Genomic DNA, 21,496 nt, shown 5'->3' on the forward strand with positions numbered 1-21,496 from the left:
GCGCAGGCCGAGGTCAACGCGCCGCCGCCAACGCGCCCATCGCCCGTCGCATGAACGCCAGCGTCGCATCATCGGCCCAGGTGCCCGCCGTCAGGTCCGGGTCGGTCATCAGCGCCTGTCGGAACTTTGCGTGTGTGGCGGGATCGTTGCCGGCGTACGTGCAAAAGAGCGCCATCCATTGCCGCGCAAGTTCAAGCCCGACGGCGGAGTCCGGCGCCTGGCCGGCGTCGATGGCATCGCGGACCTGCGCGATCAGCGTCGGCCATTCGCCGATACGGTCGTAGTAATGCGCCCGCATGAATCGCGCTTCTTCAGCCGTTAGATATTTTTCGTAGCAGCGCAGCTTGCCTTCCGAGAAGGCGCGCAACACATAGTCGCGCATCGCAGGCGAAATGCCGATGTGCGCCTGCATCGCGGGCTCCTGCTCGTGCATCTGGTTCAGCTTCACCAGCAGACGGGGATCGCCGTTGGTGTCTCGCAGCAGCAGCGTCATCCAGCGCTGCGCCAGTTCTAGTGGCCGGGCATCGTCCGGCGCGGCGCCTTGCTCCATCTGCTGCCGCACTTGCCCGATCAGCGCGATCCAATCCGCGTCCCCCTCGGGGCTGCGGGTGTACATCGGCAGACGGGCCAGCTCATCCGGCGAAAAATACTTGTCGTACATGCTCATCATCTCCAAAGTCGATAGCCAATCGACCAGCTCGGGCTCCGTGCCGTCCGCCAACTGGCGTTGCAGTTGCGCCAGGCGTTCGCGCAGCCTCGCGGCCTGCTGAATCTGGCGATCGAGCATCGCGATCTGTTTCGAAATGATCGCGTCCAAGGGCGTGGCGGGCTGGTCCAGGTAGGCGCCGATTTCCGCCAAGGGCAAGCCGAAACGACGCAGTGCCTGAATCTGGTGCAGTCGGGCGATATCGTCGCGGCCGTATAGCCGGTAGCCGTTGTCGGCGCGCGCCGAAGGCGTCAGCAAACCGATCGCGTGATAGTGGTGCAGCGTGCGGACGGTCAATCCGCTACGCCGAGCCAGTTCTCCTACTTTCAGCCGCATGAATTCCTCCGTTGATGGCGCAAAACGAACTGTCGGACATGACGTTACGTGAGGGTCAAGCGTTGCTCCGCGGGCGCGGAACAATACTTGCTGAGCATGGAAACCGTGCAACGTCCCCAATACTCGTGGCGGACGTAAGCATAACCACGCGCCCGGCGCCTTAGGAGAGAAGATGAAAACGCAAATCACCTATCGAAAACTTGACGGCGGAGAAAGTGTGGCGCTCGTCAACGGCAGTATCTCGGAAACGACGCAGGCAAAGCGGGAGCTGGCGAATTGGCTGGAACTGCCCTCAATGAAGAGCGGGGACGGCGCGCAGGAAGATCTTGACAGTCGGCTTCGCCAGGGCGGCATCGCGCCGGAATCGGTCCAGTTCAACCACATAAGCGAATAGCTTCGAAACCGCATCCCGGGAAAACCCGTTGTTCCCTTATCTGCGGAATACGCGCCAGGCCGGGCTGGGCGCGTAGAAAATCAGCGACAATCCACGCCCGTTGGATCAATATTCCATGCATGAATCCAACACAGAGCACGCCGTTGCCCAGCAACAGCATTTGCCGCCAAACAGACACCTAAGGGTGTACGGTTCAAGCCGGCGTAGTGGTGTCATCCTCTTACACAGGCAAGCGATATGGACGGGTCGACGGTGGATGGATGTGCGCCAAGCAATCTAGCCATTTACATTTCCGGGGGAATTGGCGATGGCATCCTCAATATGGTTTTCGTGCGTGCCCTGGCCGACTACGCAGGAGCTCCCGTCACGCTGCTGATGACGCAGCAGGAGTCATCGTTGGCGCTGTTCCGGGCCCAGCCCTATGTAAAAGAAGTCGTCCCGCTGAAAGAAGCCAGCAAGTTGCAGGGCCGAACGCGCATCGCGCAAATAAGCAGCGTATTGGCGGCCGGATCCTACGACGCGCTTTTCCTGTTTACGTTCCGCTCGCATGTGGCGGCCGCCGCCCGTCTGGCTGGCATCCCGCGGCGCGTCGGCTTTCTGCGCTGGCATCATCCGCATTTTTCGCGTTGGCTTACGGAACAGGTTTGGGTGCGCCGCAAGGGCACGCCGCATCCCGATACCCACACCTGGCTGCCGGCGATGTTGCGCAAGGTGGGCTGCCCGTACGAGGCCTGCTATCCCTCGCTCGAAATCGCTCCGGATGCCATCACTGCCGCCGCGCGCCTCACGCAAGGGCTCCCGCGGATGGTCGGCTTTGGTTTGAACGCCTCTGCGGAAAAGCGGCGTTATGCGGCGCAGGCCTTTGCGCAGGTCGCCCGAATCCTGCACGAGCGCGACCCTCAGCTGGCGTTTCTGCTGTGCGGTGCCAGCGATGTACGGCACATCGCGCAAGAGATCCGCGCGGCCTTGCCGCCATCGATCCGCGTGCTCGACATCACGCAAGACGCCACGGACATTTGCGTAAGCCAGGCGCTTATCGCACGCACCCTGGCCTTTGCCACCAATGACAGCATGGGCATGCATATCGCAGTGGCCCATAACGTCCCGACGATTGGACTGTTCGGATGCAGCCCCGTCATGCGTTACGCCCCCTGTTTGCACCCACTTGAACCGTCTGGTGGCCCAGGCATGGACGGCATCTCGCCGTCGGTCGTAGCTGAGGCGATCTGGTCTCGGCTGCCCGACGCGACCCGCTAAGCGCCTTACGCCGCCGCCCGGCTTCCCGAACGACAAAAGGCCGTCAGTGATTGCTATCACTAACGGCCTTTCATGTATTGGTCGGGGCGGTGGGATTCGAACTCACGATCCTCTGCTCCCAAATTAGAAAGGCACTAACGCCAGCGTCAAGAGATTCTACTGTGGCTCATGCCGAAGCGCACTCTCGACGACATCCGTACGGCCAGGAACAAGGCGCGGACGGATACTTGGACAGGCTCCTCTCTGGAGCGATAGCGCCGGCAGAGCTTCTAAACCCGGTTTCCCGTGGCGCCGAGGCCGTGCGGCCCAGGCGCATCACTTGCGCGTGCATTGCCGCTCAGCTCAGGCCGCCAGGCAGGCTTGCGCGGCAGACAGCGTGCGCTGGATGGCACTTTCCAGCGCATCGGCCGTCAGGCCGTAGGCCGGCAACCGGCGCCACAATACCAGGGCTCCGCTGTCCGAATCGATGCCGGCGGCGGCACCGCCTAGGTTCTGCCCAAGATAGGCGTCCGACAGCAACGCCATGGCGCCCTGCTCGTCCAGCCTCGCGGGACGCTCGCCCACCTGCGCGATCAGCAACACTTCTTCCTGCGCGGCGTCCCACGCCAATATCACCGCCTGCCGTCCATGCGGCGGCGACAGCATGCAATGCTCCGCGTCGGCGTCGACGAAGGGCTGTCCGGTCCGCGCGCAATAGGCATTGACCAGGATATGGAAAGTATCGCGGCTCATGTCTGCCCCGGTTCATCTACAGGACGGTTCAAGCAAAGCCCGCGGGCCCGAACTCCGCTGCGGTCTCGACCTGCCGGGATCCCGCGCCATCGACTTCAGGTGTCAGCCGGGCCGCCCAGTCCAGCGCCGCGCTGAAGAAGGCGTACAGCCTTTGCGCCAATGCCTCATCGTCAAGCGCGACCACATCCATCCGCAGGACCAGCATCGCCATGCTCCGCGCCTCGTCCAGCGTCAGGACGCCGCCCGCGAGCGCGCGCCAGGACGAGTTCGCGGCCAGCAGCAAAGGATGGATGCGCGCGCCATCCTCCGGCGCCACGACGCCGAGGTCAGCGGCCAGCACCAGGACCTGATCCAAGCCGTCGGCGTAGTACTGAAGGAGGATGGGGACATCGTCGAGCTGCAGGACGGCTGAGCCGTCTTCATCGAAGATCGACGGGTCCGCGCCCAACGCCTTGGCGATGGCATGCAGTTTGGCGAGATGAGATGCAGGCATGGAGGAATTCCTTTACGGTGCGGCGACAGAGGTTGTCGCCCGTCAATGCTTGTGCCGGGCGACAGCCTCGTAGCTGAACTCCTCGGCGATGGCCGGCAGCCCGTCGCGCGGCACGCGGAATATCAGCGCACCGCCATCGGCCTCAAGACGGCCCTGCCCGGCGCCGCCCTGGTAGCCAGGAAATGCTTCCAGCCCACTCAGCGCCGCGGCGATCTCCTTCGGCGCGCCCGAGCATGAAAACACCAGCTCGCCCGATTGCGCATCCTGCCGCACGTGCCACTCCCTGCGCTGGCCGGGGTCCGCGATCTGCGGATACGCCAGCCCGATACCGCTGCGCGTGGCCATGACCGTCGGCGAAGTCAGCTTCTCCAGGCAATCCAGCAGGTTCAGGCAAGCGTCGCGCCGCGCCAAATGTCCGCTGCCCGCCGGCACGCCGAACTGGAACGCGTCCACGGCCAGCCGCTCCTGGAAAATCCGCAGGATGCCATCGCGCCGGCCTTCATACAGCTGCTTGGTCTTGTTGAGGTCGCGCGCGAAATTGGCTTCGGCCGAGCGATTCGAGCCGAACACCCTGGCATACGCGTCGAAGATGCCCGTATCGGCCTTGCTGCGGGCCAGGTTTGCAATCATGCGTACGCCCTCCATTTTCTCGGCCAGCGTGCTCTGGTCGAACATGGAAAAGTTCTTGTAGCCCAGGGACGGCACCAGGCCAGGCTGGATGAACGAAAAATCGCTGCGGATATCGCCCCTGCGGCCCAACAGGCCGCCTTCCAGCGCATGTCCCGGATCAATGCCGATGAAGCTGTTTCCCACATACCCCTTGTTGCCGCCCGTCGAGCCGAGCGCGTCGCGGTCGGCCATCAACAGCAGCAGGATCTTGTTGCGGCCCAGCTCGCTCATTTCGAGGTCCAGTCTGGGCGGCCCCTTGAATACGCCATCCGGATCGCCCGGCCGCTTCTGATTGCGCACCAGCACGCCATCCTTCAGATAGCGCTCGCCCTTTTCCGGCCTGCCGTCGAAGTCGCTGAAGCCGTCCACATGCGTGCCGTCCAGCATGAGCTTGGGCGTACCGTCCGCGTAGACGCCCTCCACCAGTTTCAACTTTTGGCTCTGGATGCCCAAGCTGCGCATCAGATCGTTGGCCAACGCCTCGCGCACGGCCCCCTCATTGCGCGCCTTGGCCGAGGCGCCAGTGAACCAGCGGTGCAGCATGTCCTTGGCCTTGTCCGTGGGTATCTGGTATTTCCCCATGAACTTGTCGGCCTCGTAGTAATCGAGCTTGATGTAATGCTTCTTCTCGAACTTGGGCTGGACGGTCATGACTTCGTTGCGCAGATAGGCGGACAGCGCCCTTCCATGCTCGACAAGCTCGGCACTCCCCTCAGATGCGGCGGCGCCCGACAGGATCATGGCCGAGGCCAACGCCTGCTTGAAGCCAGGCGTCGCGCCGCTGGCGCCCAGCCCAGCCAAGGCGCCCGTCGGGTGTTCCAGCAGCGCCCGCGCTGCATCAACATGCGCGTTCGCGTACGCGCCACCGGCCGCAGGGCCCGCCATGCGCGCCAGCGCCGCATGCAACAGGGCCTGCATCGCCTCGTTGCCGGGACGCCGGGGCGCATCGCCCCGCGAGGCGGCGCGCAAAACGGATTGCTGCGGCGCCTGCGCGGCGGGGCGGCCGCTCCCGCCCTCCATCCCCGGTCCGCTCCTCATCGCGGACTTCCAGTGTCCGCCGCCCTCGTCCGGAACGAGAGAATGAGACATGGCGCTCGCCTCCAGCCATCGCACCAGCGCCCGCTGGGCGCTGGCGTGAAACTTGTGCGCCGGATCCAGCAGCTTGGAGGAATCGCTCTCGCTCCAGTCGCGCTTGGCGACAAATCCGGGCTCCACGCCCTTGAACTTGTCGCCGATGACGCGATAGCCCGCCACCCCGCCCTGGATCGCGCGCCCGTCGCCTTTCGCGTAGCGCTGGCCGAACTGCGGCGCCGGCTCGCCGCCGGCGCGCGCGATCGCCCGGCTCAGGCCCCGGCAGATCGCCTTGGTGAAGTTCGATGCAGAACTGTCCGCCCTCGCAAGCAGACTGGCCTGGATGCGACCTGAACCCCCTTGGACCTGAACAGACATGGCTCCTCCGTGGATGCGCTTCCCATATGGCGGGCCCGCCTGCCGGCCCGACGACTTCCGTTACGTGGCGATTGGCCGCCGAGAGTTCCTTGCCGTGCCGCCGCGCGACCCGCGCCTATGAAACGCCGCTGTCCTGCTCCGCACCATCGTCCTGCAGGTCCTGGAAGCGCTTGTGCCATATCGAGATCAGCTGAGCCGTTTCGGCGACGCTGCAGACATCAAGATAATTGGGATCGTCCGGCACCACGGGCAGCATGTTCGCCTCCAACAGCAGATGGTTCATGACCAGGAAAGCGATGGTGCGCAGGTTGCCATCCGAGTACAGGTGATGCTGCTCCAGCGCCAGGCAACACTCGGCGATCGACTCCCGCACGCGCAAGTCGCGCGCTTCGCCGGCCAGGCCGGACAACCCGGACATCCGTTCATAGTGCGCGCGGAAGATCTGATCCGCTTTCTCCCGGCACTGCATCCGCGATTGCCGGGCTGTAACGACATACAGCCCGTCCGTCCCCTGCTGCAGCACGCTCCATTTCGCGCTGCCCGGATAGCCATCGAAGCGCGCTTCCCATTCCTGGCGACGCGCAGCGCCCTGCTCATCCTCGCCGAAGTCCACGCCGTAGCACACTGCCAGGCCATCCCGGTAATGCGCGTGCAAGGGCGCGCCTGTCAGGTCCTGCACGCCCGCCACCGCGTGGCCGTGATACTGCTCGAACAGTTCGCCATCCAGCGGCGTCCCCACCCGCACCTTTTCCAGCATCTGCGTGAAAGCGCCCATCATCGCCGACATGTAGCCCCTTTCGTCTTCATACAGCGCGGGATTGCAGCGACCGCCGTCTTCTCCGTCCATCAACAGCCGGTATCCGTCCCGCAACGGATTGCTCATGCGCTCGAAGCAGGCGAAACCGCTTGCGCCCAGCGTCTGCGCGAAAGCCAGCCGCGCCGCTTCCAGGCGGAACAGCTGCCGCACCACCTCGGCGTACTCGCCGCCCAGGGATTCCAGCAGCATCGCGGTATCGCTGCCCAACTGCGTGACGATCGCCCGTTTCGCGGACAGGTCCGCACCGGCGGGGAGCTCCGCACAAGCATCGGATATTTTCTTCTGCACCATGGCCTGTATCCAATCGAATGGCCCCGGAGAAAGCGCCCCACGGCTAGGCGCAATGCGCACTTTCCCCTCGTGGCCCGGCAACGCCGGCCAGTCCTGTCCAAGTGTCTGGCCGGACCAGAACTCGACATGCTGCAAACAGGTTTTCACCGTGGACAAGCTCAGGCTGGACGCGGTCTTCTCATCGGAACCGACATCGCGCTCCACCATCAGCGCGGCCACATCATGCGACGCCCGCTTGACCTGCTGCAACAGGTGTTGATACGGCGTCATCCTGTCCGGGCTCACCCGCGCGTCCACCTTCGGAGGCGGGTTGGGCACGATATAGGGGAAGCCCTTATCGCAGACGCCCGCCCGTTCCGACCCGCGCCTGTACAACATGAAAAGTTGGTTCCAGGAGCTCAGGCTGGACTCGCCGGTCGATTTCGTCATTTGGCTTCCTCAAGGTGCAGGATGGCGCGCTCGAATTCCGCCTGCAGCAAGGGATCGGGAGCTTGCCCCTCTCTATCCCCTGGCCGCGCCGGGCTGCCGCAGCGATCCAACGTCGTTGCCAGCAGCGTCGCAAGCAGGTTCAGGCGTTCGATCAACGCGGCGCCGTCTGGCCCCACATCGGCGTCCGTCGCGACGCCCAGCGCCGTCACGCAGCAATCCAGCAGGGACGCCATGTGCCAGAGCGCCGTCTGACCCGGCGGCGCGCGCCGCGACCACCGGTCGCCAGCCGCCGCATCGACCAGGGCGGCGCAGGCCTGGAGGCGCTCATCCGCACCGAACCTGGGCCGTTCCCGATGCTGCAGGCGCATCCATTCGATCGCCAGGACGACCGCGCGTGCCCAGGCGTCCAGCAACGGGCCGGATTCAGGCAGGCGCGCGCGCCCAAGCTGCTCGAAATGGACGCGCAAATGGTCGACCGCGTCGCCCCGCGCCTCCAGGATGCGCAGGGGCAAGACCGCCTGCAGCTCGGCGCGGTCCACGTCCCAGCCGTAGCGCCCCGCTGGACCGGCCAGGTCCATGACGGCGGTCAGCACCGCCCTGGGCCACAACCCCGCGTCCTGGGCGCCCAGTTCGCGCCGGCCACCTCGCGGCCCTTGCTGGCATGCCCACAACGCCTCGTCCAACAGGCGTTGCAGGGTCAACCGCATGCGCTGCTCGGCGGCGTCGCCCGACGCCAGATCGGCGCCTTGCTCATGCGCGGCAGCCAGCGAGAGCATCCCGGTCACGGCCCGCAGCCGATCGGCCAAGGAAAGAGGAGGAATCCCCCGCCCGCCGGCCTCTACGGCATTCGCCATGCCCTGCAGCGCCGCCAGGCTGTCTTTCCGGCGCATCAGTTCCCGCTCGATCGCGCCGTCCACGCCGGACGCCTCGACGGCCAAGCCGGGCGGCAGTGTCGGCGTATCGATCTGATCCCTGACGGCCGCATCCAGATCCGCCGCCGCCCCCATGGCAAACATGCGCTGCAGCACCGGCGTATCCAGGTGATGGATGATCCAATCCCCGTCGCCCTGTTTGAGGCATGCTAGTTCATGCGCGGCCAGGACCGAGAACGCGCGCTGCGAATCCAGCTCCCGATCCTCGGAGAAATCCGTGACATCCGCGGCCACGAGCTGCTTGCGCAAGGCCTCGCTCCAGGCCCGCGCGCCCTGCTTTCCCGCCGTTGCCGAATCATCCTGTCGGAGCGCGCCGAGCAATGCCCGCCGCGCATGGGGCGCCAGGGCCTTGCGGCACACGATCTCCTGCTCCGTCGCCATGCCCAGGCACGCCCGCGCATGGATCAAATCCTTATCCGTGCCGACCGCCACGGAACAGCCCCTGCGCAGCGCATCCAGAGCCGGGGCCGGCATGTCCTTCAAGGCCAGCAACATCATCTGCTGCAGCGGCAGGCGCGTCTTCCTGAAGCCGCCAAAGGCATGCCTGAAACGGCTCGCGGCTTCATCCGGCGAGGCCCGTCCGACGCCCGCGCCGGCCCAATCTCGCATGGCCGTCCCCAACGCCGGAACGCAGACCTGGCTGGCATACGTCTTCTCGACGCAGGCCATGAGCTGCTTCGCGAAAGCGTGTTCGGCCAGATCGGGCCATGCCCCGTCGCTCAGGTCCACGAGGGCGCCCGTTCCGATCTTCTGCCGGTCGAAATCCGTCAGGCGCCGCAGGTGGCGCCGCAGCATGGGCGCGACCACAGCCTCGATATCCGCGCTGTCGCGCTGGTTCCCGGGCAGCACCGCATCCAGCCGGGCGCAGGCGTCGCGCAGCGCGGAACGTCCCAGCCGGCCCGCATCGGCGCCGCGCTTCATCGTCATGGCGCCCAGCAGGTCGGCCGTGGCCCGGCTGAGTTCACGCATCTGGTGGCGGGTTCGCAGCGAGGGCGGCGCGCAGCACGCCAGCAGGCGCCAACAGACGCCGCGCGCCCATTGCCCCCAGCCTGCGGGCGCCGTCGCCGTCGCCGCGCGCGCTGACGGCGACACACCGCGCCGCGCGCTCAGCCCGGCACCCCGTCGCCGAAGATTGCCGACGCAGCCCAGCGGCGCATCGCCGTAGTCCCTGGCGGCGAGCTTGAACAGCGTGCGCTTGAGCGGCTGCATGTCAGATCCCAGGCGCGGCGTGCGCGTGCGCCTGCGCCTTGACATTCAACGCGCAGGTCCTGTCCTCGCGTATCGGCAGAATATCCACGAAACCGCTGACCTCGAACACCTCGTGCACGGCGCCGCTCAGGCCACACAGGATCAGCACGCTCCCCTGTTCCCGGGCCTTCTGGGCGGCCACCAGCACCACGCGCAGTCCCGCGCTCGATATGTAGTCCAGCCCCGCCAGATCCAGTATCAGCCGCGCGGGTTCCGTCGCCAGGCGCGCGAGGACATCGGCCTCGAATTCCGCCGCGTTGGCGCTGTTGAGCTGTCCCCTGGGACAGACCACCAGCGCGTCGTCAATGTGCTCCACGAACAGGTTCATGTCGTGCCTTCCTCCTGCCATGCCGATTAGGGACGCTCCAGGCATGAGTAACGCCCACGGCCCGCGCGGTTCCTCGCGAACCGGCGCAGCGGTGAACTCTTTGCCGCCTGGCGGCCACACAGGCTGCTCCATCCCTTGCCGCCTCCCCATGCAGATCGACGCCCGATGCCCCTCCGTGCTTGCGCTGGTTCCGTCCGACGATGCGCTGGCCGACGCCGTCACCTGGTTGACCGGACTGTGCCTGCGCGACCGCTGGCCCGCCCTGGACTCGCTGGCGGCGACGCTCGTCCTGGAAGAAGCGCTGACCAACATCCTCAAGTACGGACTCGCCTCGTCGTCGCGCAACCCGGCCGGACTCGTGCGCCTGCGCTTCGCACGCGGCTGCGGCGTCGCGGCCCTGCGCATCATCGACAACGGTCCGCCGTTCGATCCGCTCGCCGCGCAGCCACGCCCCCATGCCCTGTCGCTGGACCAGGCCCGGCCGGGCGGGCAAGGCTTGCGCCTGATGCGCCATTACACGCGCGCGATGCGCTACCGGCGCCGTCACGGCCAGAACGAGCTCACGCTGTTCTTCCAGCCCGGGCGCTGAGGCCCCTGCCTCGGAACCATTGCCGCGCCACGGTCACGTATGCGCCATGTGCACCGACATGCTCCCCCGGCCAAACACCGCGCGCCCGCTGCGTATCGTCATCGACCCGTCGGCGCTGGCGCACAACCTGAGCCGCCTGCGCCATGCGCGCGGCAGGCGGCCGCCGCGAGTCTGGGCCGTGGCCAAGGCCGATGCCTACGGACATGGCCAGGCCCATCTGCTGACGGCGCTGGCCGCGGCGGACGGCCTGGCCGTGCGCGACGTCGCGGAAGCCCGGCGCGCGGCGGCGTTGGGCTGGCACGGCCGCATCCTGGTCCTGGGCGGACTGTACGACAGGCACGAGGCCGGCCATCTCCCCGGCATGCCGGTCGACCTCGTCGTCGGCGCCATGGACCAGTTGGAATGGCTTGCCTCCGCCCGCGCTGTGCGGCCGCCGGCGATCTGGCTGCGCTGGTCGGGCGACCTGGCCCACGCCGGCTTCGATGCCCGCGACTATCGCGACGCCTATCGCCGCGCCCAGTCCCTGGTCGCCCAGGGGCGCGCGTCGCTCGTCGGCCATCTGCTGCACTACGCGAATGCGGAGGCGCCCGACAAGCGCTACCTGTGCGACCGCGCCTTCGACCTGGCCATCAGCGGCCTGCCCGGCCCGGTCAGCCGCAGCAACTCGGCCGCGCTGCTGACGGCCGGACGCGGCACGCCGTCAGAAGACTGGATCCGGCCCGGCCTGGCGCTCTACGGCGCCAGCCCCTTACCGCAAGCCGACGCCGCCGCGCTCGGCCTGCGTCCGGTGATGGCCCTGTATTCGGCCATCACCGTGGTGCGCCGCCTGGAAGCGGGCGCCACCGTCGGCTACGGCGGCGACTTCATCGCGCCCGCGCCCATGCGCATCGGCATCGTGGCCGCCGGCTATGCCGACGGCTATCCCCGAAACGCGCGCACCGGCACACCCGTCCGGGTCGGAACATTCCCGTCCCGCGTGCTGGGTCGCGTGGGCATGGACACCCTCGCCGTCGACCTGTCCGCCATCCCGGCCGCCGGCGTCGGCTCGCCCGTCACGCTGTGGGGCGACCACGGCCTGTCGGCGGAACGCGTGGCGCGCGAAGCCGGCACGGTGGCCGCGCAGTTGTTCACCGCGCTCGACCCTCGCCTCGCGGTCCAACTACGCTGAACCCGGCCATGCTCCTGTCGTCCTTGCGCAGCAAGATCTTCCTCCTGGTCGTCGCCATCCTGCTCAGCCTGACGACCACCATGATGCTGGTCACGCAGCGCGACGTCACCGCGACCGTCGCCGCCGGCGAGCAGCACGCCATCGGCAACGTCATGGACCTGCTGCGGCGCGACCTGGACAGCCGCTGGGCCACGCTGCTGCAGGAAAAGGTAGAAATCGTTTCGGGCGGCAAGCAGGACCTGCGGCGCATGGGCCAGACCCTGCAGGCCATGGCCGAAGCCTATGCCGATCTCGCCCGCCGGGGCGTCGTCGGCGAAGGCGCCGCGCGCGGCCTGGCGCGGGCCTGGATCAACCGCATGAGCCTGGACACTCCCTACGACGTATTCGTCTACGACTCCGGGCTCCACGTGCTGGCCTCCAACCGGCATGAACTGATCGACGCGGACCTGTCCGGATTGAAGGACATCAAGGGACATGCGTTCGCCGCCGCCATGCTGGCCCGCGACCGCGCGACGAGCCTGGACTACACCTTGTTCCGCTGGCCGGACGGCGGCTACCGGGGCGGCGAAACCCGCTATGCCTACTTCATGCAGTTTTTCCCGTGGCAATGGGTGCTGGTGGTCGACGACGGCACGCAAGGCGCGCTGCAACGCGCCCGGTGGCGCCGCGAACAGATGGAGCAGGCGTTGAAGGAAGCGCTGTCCCGGCTGACGCTGGCGCAATCCGGCTTCGTCATGATCCTGGACGACCAGGGCCGGGCCATCGCGCCGGCGCCCCCGCGATTCGCCGGCATTCTCTCCAGCCCGGACCTGCGCACCGGCAGCCCGCTGGCCGCGCTGTTGCGCCGCCAGGACGACGCCAATCTCCCGGGCCGCGTCCCCTACGCCAATGAGCATGGCGCCTGGTTGATCGAAACTTCGTACTTCGCCCCCTTGAAATGGACGCTGGTCGGCGCCGTGCCCGAACAGGACCTGAAGTCGCCGGCCCAGCGCCTGATGCAGCGCCAAGCCGCGGCCTTCGCCGCCACGCTGGCGCTGGCGCTGACGCTGGCATGGCTGCTGGCCGCGCGCCTCGCGCGGCCCTTGAACCAGCTGGCGCGCTATGCGTTGCAGCTGGCCGGCCAGGATCTCGCCCGCCCCCAGCCCGTCCCGCCCGAGATCAAGGCGCTGCCACGGCGTAACCGTGACGAAACCGGCCGCCTCGCGGCATCGTTCCTGCACATGGCCGACCGGCTGTCCCAGAACGTGCGCCAACTGCTGTCGGAAACGACCGCACGCGAGCGCTTCGAAAGCGAACTGAACATCGCCCGCGACATACAGTTGGGCCTGTTGCCCGCCCCGCTGCCCGACGCCACGGACCGGCGCATCGACCTGCATGCCCTGATGGTGCCCGCCAAGGAGGTGGGCGGCGATCTCTACGACTACTTCCCCATGCGGGACGGCCAACTCTGCGTGGTGATCGGGGACGTGTCCGGGAAAGGCGTCCCGGCCGCGCTGTTCATGGCGGTCACCCGAACCCTGATCCGCACGGTCGCCGAGGACGAAAGCGACCCGGCCATGATCGCGGCCCGGGTCAACGACAGACTGTCGCAGAATAATCCCCGGCTCATGTTCGTCACGCTGATCGTCGCCACGATCGATCCGGCCACGCGCCAACTGCGCTGGGTCAACGCGGGCCACCCGCCGCCGCTGCTCTGCGTCGCGGACGGCGACATCTGGCCCCTGGCGGGCCGCAGCGGCCCCGCTTGCGGCATACAGGCGGGCATTCCTTACCGTAGCTTTTCGGCCCGCCTGCAGTCCGGCAATCTGCTGCTGACCTACACCGACGGCGTCACGGAAGCCATGAATCCCGAATCGCTGCAATACGGCGAGACGCGCCTGCAGACCTGCCTGAAGGCCGCGCGGGCGCAGGACTGCCAGCCGATCCTGGAAGCCGTGCTGGCGGACGTCAAGGCGCACGCCCGCGCGGCCGAACAATCCGATGACATCACCCTGGTCGCCACCCGCATACGATGAATCCGCTCGCTCCCCTGATCCTCGCCGCCCTGCTGCTCACCGCGCCCGCCGCCGCCCAGGACGGGCCTGGCTTCCAGTCCGCGCCGGCGCAAACCTCCGGCGCCCAGCCCGCCAATGCATTGCAACCCCTGCCCGGGCCGGGCGGGCGCCGCTGGCGCATCGGTTACGTACAGAGCGGCGACTACCAGGAGTACCCGCGCACGCTGGCGGCGCTGGTACAGGGACTGCAGCAACTGGGCTGGCTGACCATCGGCGACATCCCCGCGGGCCTGGACGGCAGGCAGACCTGGAACTACATCGCCGCCCACGCGCGCAGCGATACGCTGAGCTTCGTGCGCGACGCATGGTGGCAGCCCGGCGACTTCGATGCCAGCGCGCGGCCCGCGATGCGGCTGGCGATCCTGGACCGGCTGACGCGCAAGGCAGACGTGGACCTGATGATCGCGATGGGCACCTGGGCCGGACAGGACTTGGCGGCCATCGGCCCGCCGGTACCCACCGTGGTGGGCTCGGCCAGCGACCCGGTGGGCGCCGGCATCGTCGCCAGCGCGACCGACAGCGGACGCGAGAACCTGCATGCCCGGGTCGAGCCGGAACGCTATGAACAGCAGATACGCCTGTTCAACAGCATCGTTCCCTTCAAGACGCTGGGCGTGGTCTACGAGGACACCGCCGAGGGCCGTGGCTATGCCGCGCTGGACGCCCTGCAGCGCGTCGCCGGCGAGCGCGGCTTTCGCGTGGTGCATTGTCAGGCCAGGACCTCGGGCATCGGCGCGCAGCAGGCGCAACTGAACGTCCTGACCTGCTACAAGCGCCTGGCCGCGACGGTCGAGGCCATGTACGTGACGGTCAGTTCGGGACTGACCGCCGACATCACGCGCCGCCTGGCGGCGCTGCTGCGCGCGAGGCGCATTCCCAGCTTCGCCATGCTGGGCGCGGAGGGAGTACAGAACGGCCTGCTCCTGAGCATGGCGCGCGCGGACTATGCCGCCGCGGGCCGCTACCATGCCGACGTCATCGCCCGCATCCTGCGCGGCCAAACGCCGCGCCACATCAGCCAGCTCTGGCGGGAGCCCGCCAGGATCGCGCTCAACTTCAAGACCATGCGCCTCATCGGTTTCGACCCGCCCATGGAACTGCTGCTGGCGGCGGATGACATTTTTGAACTTGCGAGCGAGCCTGAGCGTCCACAATTTGTGACGTTTACCCAACATTGAGAAACAACAACGTTTCTATCCATAGCAATTCGTGGAAATAATGTTTCTAAAAATTGCCGCCGCTCCTACTATCCGTTCCATACCGTGATGGAAATTCTGCGCATCTCGACGACAGGATTGACTAGGCGATGATCCCAAGACAACAGCCCGCGCGCTGCCCGCCTTCGCGGCCCGCAGACGCGCCCCCGCCTGCCCGGATGCCCGACCTGGATCCCGCCCTAGGGATTTCCCCGATACGCAATACACCGGCGGCAGCCGATAACTCCCAGCGCTGCTGACCACTGCCCGCCGCGCGCCGCGCGCGGCCACCAGGTGCGCGGTCGTTGCCCGGCCGCGTACAACATGCCTTGCAACCACAGAGTGTTTCACCGCAGTTCCGCAAAGCAATCAGAAGAACGCCACGCTCTCGCCCCCTGGCAGTAAGAGTTGCGCCCGCCCGCGCGCACAGGGCCCCTCCCGGCACAAGCTGTATTTGTTCGCATCGCCGATGGCCGATCGCCTGTCGCATCACGGAGGTAGAAAATGAATTTTCCGCTCGATCAGCACGTCCGTTGTTCCCGCCTGCGGATCCTGGTGGCCGATGACCATCACCTGGTGCGCGAAGGCGTCAAGCTCGTTCTCTCGCAGCGTTCGATGGAGCACCTGGTTCAGGTGGTCGCAGAGGCCATTTGCGCGGAAAGCGTTCTGACACAGCTGGCGGCCCACGAGATCGACCTGCTGGTGCTGGACCTAGGCATGCCCGGCGTCACCGGATCGCGCTGGATACGCGCGCTGCGCGACGCGCATCCTGACCTGCACATCATCGTCATGACCGCCAACCAAGATACGCACACGCGCGACGCGGTCCTCGCCACCGGCGTGGAAGCCTATCTGCTCAAGCAGGGCGAGACGCAGACGCTGCTAGACGCAGTCAACACGGTGGCGCTCAAGCGCGCGACGCCCGCCGCCCCGCGCGCCCCTGCGTCCGTCGATGCGCCGCCCGCCTCACCCGCCGCGCCGGCGGAATCGCTGACCCGCCGTGAACGGCAGATCCTGGCCTTGATCGCGACCGGAGCGACAGGCACGGAAGTGGCGCGGCGCCTGTACATCAGCCCGCTCACGGTGCGCAAGCATCGCGAGAACCTGATGCGCAAGCTGGAGGTCCACAACACCGCCGAGCTGGTCGCCTACGCGGTGCGTCTCGGCATTCAATAGGGTGCATTTCCGCCCCGTCATGGCGCATGTTCCGCCGGCCGGTTCCCGCGGCCGCAACTAGGCAAAAAAATACGATGAACGTCGTATTGGTCGCCTAGAGGTCCCTCGGTAGAGTTTCCATCCACAAGCTTTGGATTGATCGTGCTGGTGGAACTCGACGGCCCTTTCAGCTGCAGGCCTACGAGCCGGTCACCAGCCACCCGACCGCTTTCATCGCGACGCCCGGCCTCGGCGCAAGCCGCCGAAGCCCGGGGAGCCTTTCGCCTGCGCAATGAGTTCGGTCAACGGTAAGCCCGGCTCCGTGAGCCATGCCGGGCGCTGTCAGGAAGACCGACCCACATGCACACTCTCACGAACTCCGCAACGACGTCCCAGTCTGACCGGGCCGCCAAGGCTGCCCCCCACGCGACGCTGCCGCCCGTGTCGATGAACAGCGTCTTCAACGAACTGGTCTGCGAGCATGGCAGCCGCCTGCGCCGCTTCGTCACCCGCCGCATCGGCAACGAGGCTGACGCGGCGGACATCGCGCAGCAGGCGTTCATCGAAGCCTCGAACGCCTATGCCGACTTCCGCGGCGACTCGAAGCTCTCGACCTGGCTGTATGGCATTGCCTTGAACCTGGTGCGCAACTACCTGTCGCGCGCGCCCGAGCAGCGCTACAACTTCGTCTGCGAGACCGCGCTCACGCACCACGCCTGTCTGCAGCCCAATCCCGAGCAGATCGCCGCGCAGCGCGAAATCATGACGGTGCTGACCTCGGCGCTGGAATCGCTGCCAGAGAACATGCGCCAGATCCTCAACCTGGCGGGCATGGAGAACCTCTCGTACGAGCAGATCGCCGACATCCTGCACGTGCCGCTGGGCACCGTTCGCAGCCGCCTGTCGCGGGCCCGCGCGGCCCTGCGGCAACGCATGGAAGAGCAAGGGGCGGTGTTGCCCTTCTGAAGCGGCTGCGGGGCGCAAGCCCCGCAACCCGATCATCAAGCGCCGCTATACCAGGGCGCGTTCCAGTCCCGGCCGGACGAGTCCCGCGATGCGCCGGCGGGCGGCTTCGAAGGCCGCGTGGCGGGGATGGCGCCGCCGTCCAGCGGCGGGCTCGGCGGCTTGGGTTCCTGCGCCAGGGGCACCGGAATGGCCAGCGGCGCCGAAGGGGCCGGCGCGGCGGGCCATGACGGCGCAACGTCGGCGGCCCGCGGATCCCGGATCACCGCGCTCCTGCCATCGACAGCCCGCAAGCCGCTGCCGCCTTGTATCTGCTCCAGGAACTGGGCAGCCGATGCGGCCGGCTTCTCGTCCCAGGGCGCGGCTACGGCCACGCCGAACGAAGGATTCGCCGCGGTCACGATATTGGCGGGTTCCGCCACCGAGACTCCGTTGATGGACACCAGCCTCGGCCGGATCAGGAACAGTCGCTCGCGCCGTTGCACGGTCTTGGACTTGCTGGAAAACAGCGCTCCCAGTAAAGGAATATCGCCAAGCAGTGGCACCTTGTCGACCTGCTCCGTGTTCTGGCTGCTGTTGTACCCGCCGATCAGCAGGGTCTGCTGGTCCCCCACGACGGCCAGCGTGCTGATGTTGCTCTTGCGCACGGTCGGCAAACCGTCTATCTTCACCTCGCTCTGGACGCTGCCGTCCTCGATGTCCACGGTCAATTCCACCTGCCCGCCCTGGGCCGCCGCGATGTAGCGCGGCGTCACACGCAGCGACGTGCCGACCGTAACCGGCGTGACCGTCGCGACCCGTTCGCCGCGCAGCGAGATATAGAAAGTCTCGGACAGGTCTATCATCGCCCCCAGGTTGTCGGCCGTGAGGATGGACGGCTGCGACAAGATGTTCGCGGCGCCCCTGCTCTGCAGGGCCCGCACCCTTGCCGCAAGCGACGTTCCCAGGCTCAGCCCGAGCGTGCCCGGACTGAGCTTGGCCGCGCTGTCCAGCGGCAAGCCGCCCGACGGTTTCAGCGCCAGATCGCCATAGCCGATGCTGGACCGGCCGACGTTGGCGCCCCAGGTGACGCCCAGCTCGTTGATCGCCTCGGAATTCACATCCACGATCATCGCCTCGATCTCCACCAGGGTGCTGGGCACATCCAGCTGTTCGATCAGCTGCCGGTAGACCGGAATCCGGTCGGGAATGTCCTGCACCACGATCGCGTTCAGACGCGTATCGGCCTGGATCGACGGCTCGCGCGTCCTGGCGCCCCGCAGCGCTTCGCCGGCGGCGATCCTGGCCGCCAGCGCGGCGTCGCCTTTCGTCCCCTCGGGCTCCAGCACGCGCGGCGGATTGTCCCGCAGCGGCGCCGCGATCTCCGCCAAGGCGACATTGCCGCCGGTGCCGCCGCTGCCCTGGATCAGGTTGCGCAGGACCGTCGCCAGTCCCGGCGTGGCCACCTGCTGGTTCCGGTAGCTGATGACGCGGTCATTCACCGATGCGTGCTTGAGGCGGAACACTGCGACCTGCTGCCCGCTGGCCCCGACCGGCAGGGCCGCGACGGTGCGCTCGACCAGGTCGACATAGCCGGGGGGCCCGGAGACCAGCGCGACGCCCTGATCGGGCAGCTCGCCCCAGCCGAAACGCGCGTCCAGCACGCCCAGCTGCGTCAGCGCCTGGCGCAGGTTGCCGATGGACCCACCCATGGCGCTGACCGTGCGCGTAGCCATGTCGCTGGCGCGGCTGACGAACAGCGTGCCGGCATACACGAACCAGTTGAAGCCATAGACTCCGCCCAGCTTGTCCATGAAGTCGGTGGGATTGGAGGCGTTGAACTTGCCGCTGACGGAGCCTTGCAGGTTCGGCGTCATCTGCAGGGCAAGGCTGAAGCCGCCGGCGAAGTCGCGCAGCACGTCCTGCACGCTTTCGCCCTTGGCGTAGTAGCTGTAGGCCGCGTTAGGCCAGGAGGGCGCGCACCATGCGGACGCCACGGGGACCAGCGCGCAGGCCCCCGCCGCGATCAGTCGTTTCACAATGATCCTCCCAGCCGGGTAATGCCGCGCCACGCCGACAAGGCGTTGACGAAGTCCCCCAGCAGACCCGCAAAGTCCTCGGCCCGGCAATCGGGTCGCAGCATCATCTGCAGCAGCAGGCTTTCCCCCGTGGCGTCGATCGCCATCGAGCCGGGGGAGTTGCGCAGCATGCCGAACGCGAACCCGCCGCAACGCAACATCAGATCGTCCCTGTCGTCGCCCGGCGGGGGCAAGGGACACAGCCGGCTCTTCACCCCCAGCCATCCCTGCGCCAGCGGCACGAGCCGCAGGCTGTAGACCCCGTCCACCGTGATGGAGATGCCGGCGTCGTGGACCCGCGCGCTTTCGGGAATGGCATAGGCGCTCATGCAATGTGCGATGAGCGGGTGTATGGGCTGGCTATCCATGGTCATGGGTTCCTTGGTCGTTCAGCTGGCGCAACAGGCGCAGCAGTTCCGCCGTGGGCACGACGAGCTCGGCGGGTATGTATTGGTCTACGCTGCCCTGCGCCATCAGCGCGCGCGCCAGCGGAATGTTCTGCATGACGGGAATGCCTTCCTCGCGCGCGGCCTTCACCATGGCGGCGGCGAGTGCGCCCTCGCCCTTAGCCAGCACCACCGGCAGCGGCACCTTGCCTTCCTCGTAGAAGAGCGCGATGGCCAGGTGCGTCGGGTTGGTCACCACGACGGAGGCCTTGCGGGTGTTTTGCACCGTGTCGTTCATCGCCATTTCCTGGTGCAGGTGCTTGCGGGCGTGTTTGATGTGCGGATCGCCCTCCATCTCCTTGTATTCCTGCTTCACTTCCTCTTTGGACATCATCAGCCCCTTGCGGTATTGCATGCGTTGCCAGCCCAGGTCCGCCACCGAGATGACGAAGTACACCACGGCGATGTTCACCACCAGCGTGCGCATCATGCTGCCCATCGCGGCCCCCATTCCGGCCAGGCCGCTGTGCGGGATCTTCATCAACTCGGGCATCGCGTCCTTGATCACCTGCGTGACCAGGATCGACAGGAACACGATCTTGGCTGTGGATTTCAGGAACTCCACCAGGTTCTTCCTGGAGAAGATGTTCTTGAGATTCGCCATGACGTTGATCTTCTTGGCCGACGGCAGCAGCTTCTGGAACGCCAGCACCAGCCCCACCTGCATGGCGTCGGCGAATATGCCCATGCCGATCACGATGCCCAGGTACGGCAGGCTGATGGCGATCAGCTCCTGCAGCAGGATGTCGAGCACCGTGTTGATGGCAGCCCCGAAGGGGATGCTGGTGAAATTGGCCGGCGTCAGGATGATCCTGCCCAGCGCCTCGAAGATCGCGCCGGCGTTGCCCAGCGTGTAGCCGAACAGCGCCAGCACCAGCACGGTCTGGGTGAAGTCCTTGCTGTACGCAACATCGCCCTTCTTGCGCGAGTCCCGCAGCCGCTTCTGGCTGGGCGGTTCGGTTTTCTCGCCGCTCATTGCGGCGCCCATTCCCGCTGCAGGAACGGCAGAACGTCGTTCACGCCCGCCACGCTCTCCCAGGCGTAGCCGAACAGCACCTTCATGTAAAGGATCAGCACCAGCAGCGCCAGCGCGCTCTTGATCGGCATGGCCAGGAAGAAGACCTGCAACTGCGGCGCGAAGCGGCTCACCAGCGCCAGCCCGACCTCGGCCAGGAACATCGCGACCACCGCCGGGGCGGCATACAGCAGGGTCATCCGCATCAGTATGTCGAGCAGGTCCAGCAACAGCGGCACCGAGGACGGGCGCAGCGCCGGCCACCAGGTCCAGATGCTCCAGACCTGGAAGCTGTTCACGATCAGGGTCACCAGCAGAAACCAGCCGCCGCTAATCATGAAGAAGACCATGAAGGCCTGGTTGAACAGGATGCCCATCGGCGAGGACTCATTGCCCGTGCCCGGGTTCAGCGTCGCGCCCAGGCTGGCCCCGCGCTGGTTGTCGATGACGAAGCCCGCCGCCTCGAAGATCCAGAACGGCAGCGCCACGATGAAACCCATCGCCATGCCGACGAACGCTTCCTTCGCCACGATCAGCAGCGTCTCGCCGATCCCACCGCTCCAGCTGGCGTAGTCCGCCGCCAGCGCGGGCACCAGCACCAGCCCCATCGCCGCCGCCACGCCGTAGCGCAGCAGGCCGGGCAGCAGGCTGCGGTTGAACAGCGGCAGCATCAGGCACAGGCCAAGGATGCGCGGTTGCGTCATAGCCAGCGTTCCCAACAGTATTTTTGCTTCCTCGTAAGTGACGCCGGCGGCCATGTGGTTCCCTTCCA

The 21,496-nt window shown here is 66.9% G+C and carries 19 protein-coding genes; 8 read left to right on the forward strand and 11 right to left on the reverse strand.

Features of this window, described 5'->3' with window-relative positions; all coding sequences use genetic code 11:
• Window positions 1-13 precede the first annotated feature (13 nt).
• Window positions 14-1,042, reverse strand: a complete 1,029-nt coding sequence (locus AC27VE_RS13750; RefSeq protein ID WP_488704150.1) for a MerR family transcriptional regulator — start codon at window positions 1,040-1,042, stop codon at window positions 14-16.
• Window positions 1,043-1,214: 172 nt separating this feature from the next.
• On the opposite strand from AC27VE_RS13750, the gene AC27VE_RS13755 reads away from it, so the two are divergent.
• Together AC27VE_RS13755 and AC27VE_RS13760 are read left to right on the forward strand one after the other, a co-directional pair.
• On the forward strand, window positions 1,215-1,436 hold the full coding sequence (locus AC27VE_RS13755) for a hypothetical protein (protein WP_488704151.1): 222 nt from the start codon (window positions 1,215-1,217) through the stop codon (window positions 1,434-1,436).
• A 237-nt stretch (window positions 1,437-1,673) separates the two neighbouring features.
• Window positions 1,674-2,693 carry a glycosyltransferase family 9 protein gene (locus tag AC27VE_RS13760; RefSeq protein WP_488704152.1) on the forward strand — a complete coding sequence of 340 codons (1,020 nt, stop codon included), beginning with the start codon at window positions 1,674-1,676 and terminating at the stop codon, window positions 2,691-2,693.
• A gap of 342 nt (window positions 2,694-3,035) precedes the next feature.
• Here AC27VE_RS13760 and AC27VE_RS13765 read toward each other — a convergent pair whose 3' ends face one another.
• The 6 genes from AC27VE_RS13765 to AC27VE_RS13790 form a co-directional block, all read right to left on the reverse strand.
• A complete protein-coding gene (locus tag AC27VE_RS13765; RefSeq protein ID WP_488704153.1) occupies window positions 3,036-3,425 on the reverse strand; it encodes a type III secretion system chaperone in 390 nt (129 codons plus the stop codon).
• 28 nt (window positions 3,426-3,453) lie between these two features.
• A complete protein-coding gene (locus AC27VE_RS13770; protein WP_488704154.1) occupies window positions 3,454-3,918 on the reverse strand; it encodes a type III secretion system chaperone in 465 nt (154 codons plus the stop codon).
• Window positions 3,919-3,960: 42 nt separating this feature from the next.
• Entirely contained in the window at window positions 3,961-6,036 is a 2,076-nt protein-coding gene (locus AC27VE_RS13775) for a hypothetical protein (RefSeq protein WP_488704155.1), read from the reverse strand.
• Window positions 6,037-6,151: 115 nt separating this feature from the next.
• Window positions 6,152-7,573: a hypothetical protein gene (locus tag AC27VE_RS13780; protein ID WP_488704156.1), complete on the reverse strand. Its 1,422-nt coding sequence runs from the start codon at window positions 7,571-7,573 to the stop codon at window positions 6,152-6,154.
• Window positions 7,570-9,714, reverse strand: a complete 2,145-nt coding sequence (locus AC27VE_RS13785; RefSeq protein WP_488704157.1) for a hypothetical protein — start codon at window positions 9,712-9,714, stop codon at window positions 7,570-7,572. The genes AC27VE_RS13780 and AC27VE_RS13785 overlap by 4 nt, the downstream gene beginning before the upstream one ends.
• A gap of 1 nt (window position 9,715) precedes the next feature.
• A complete protein-coding gene (locus AC27VE_RS13790) occupies window positions 9,716-10,081 on the reverse strand; it encodes an STAS domain-containing protein (protein ID WP_488704158.1) in 366 nt (121 codons plus the stop codon).
• 175 nt (window positions 10,082-10,256) lie between these two features.
• Between AC27VE_RS13790 and AC27VE_RS13795 the strand changes: the two genes are divergently transcribed.
• The 6 genes from AC27VE_RS13795 (at window position 10,257) to AC27VE_RS13820 (ending at window position 17,209) form a co-directional block, all read left to right on the forward strand.
• Window positions 10,257-10,670 carry an ATP-binding protein gene (locus tag AC27VE_RS13795; protein WP_488704159.1) on the forward strand — a complete coding sequence of 138 codons (414 nt, stop codon included), beginning with the start codon at window positions 10,257-10,259 and terminating at the stop codon, window positions 10,668-10,670.
• A gap of 58 nt (window positions 10,671-10,728) precedes the next feature.
• Entirely contained in the window at window positions 10,729-11,838 is a 1,110-nt protein-coding gene (gene alr / locus AC27VE_RS13800) for an alanine racemase (RefSeq protein ID WP_488704160.1), read from the forward strand.
• An 8-nt stretch (window positions 11,839-11,846) separates the two neighbouring features.
• Window positions 11,847-13,853, forward strand: a complete 2,007-nt coding sequence (locus AC27VE_RS13805; protein WP_488704161.1) for a SpoIIE family protein phosphatase — start codon at window positions 11,847-11,849, stop codon at window positions 13,851-13,853.
• Complete coding sequence (locus AC27VE_RS13810; RefSeq protein ID WP_488704162.1) at window positions 13,850-15,070, forward strand: ABC transporter substrate-binding protein; 1,221 nt, start codon at window positions 13,850-13,852, stop codon at window positions 15,068-15,070. The genes AC27VE_RS13805 and AC27VE_RS13810 overlap by 4 nt, the downstream gene beginning before the upstream one ends.
• A gap of 522 nt (window positions 15,071-15,592) precedes the next feature.
• Window positions 15,593-16,264, forward strand: coding sequence for a response regulator (locus tag AC27VE_RS13815; RefSeq protein ID WP_488704163.1), 672 nt, complete (start codon window positions 15,593-15,595; stop codon window positions 16,262-16,264).
• A gap of 339 nt (window positions 16,265-16,603) precedes the next feature.
• Complete coding sequence (locus tag AC27VE_RS13820; RefSeq protein ID WP_488704164.1) at window positions 16,604-17,209, forward strand: RNA polymerase sigma factor; 606 nt, start codon at window positions 16,604-16,606, stop codon at window positions 17,207-17,209.
• Window positions 17,210-17,244: 35 nt separating this feature from the next.
• On the opposite strand, the gene sctC is transcribed toward AC27VE_RS13820, so the two are convergent.
• From sctC to sctT, 4 genes are read right to left on the reverse strand one after another with little or no spacing between them, the layout of a single operon-like run.
• Window positions 17,245-19,224, reverse strand: a complete 1,980-nt coding sequence (sctC, locus tag AC27VE_RS13825; protein ID WP_488704165.1) for a type III secretion system outer membrane ring subunit SctC — start codon at window positions 19,222-19,224, stop codon at window positions 17,245-17,247.
• Window positions 19,221-19,631, reverse strand: coding sequence for a type III secretion system chaperone family protein (locus AC27VE_RS13830; protein WP_488704166.1), 411 nt, complete (start codon window positions 19,629-19,631; stop codon window positions 19,221-19,223). Before AC27VE_RS13830 ends, sctC begins: the two co-directional genes overlap by 4 nt.
• A complete protein-coding gene (sctU, locus tag AC27VE_RS13835) occupies window positions 19,624-20,685 on the reverse strand; it encodes a type III secretion system export apparatus subunit SctU (RefSeq protein WP_488704167.1) in 1,062 nt (353 codons plus the stop codon). The genes AC27VE_RS13830 and sctU overlap by 8 nt, the downstream gene beginning before the upstream one ends.
• The gene (gene sctT / locus AC27VE_RS13840) at window positions 20,682-21,482 is read right to left on the reverse strand and encodes a type III secretion system export apparatus subunit SctT (RefSeq protein ID WP_488704168.1); all 801 of its coding nucleotides are present in this window, start codon (window positions 21,480-21,482) and stop codon (window positions 20,682-20,684) included. The genes sctU and sctT overlap by 4 nt, the downstream gene beginning before the upstream one ends.
• Between the last annotated feature and the right edge of the window lie 14 nt (window positions 21,483-21,496).

This window comes from Achromobacter sp. 18P8.1.1, assembly GCF_057799415.1.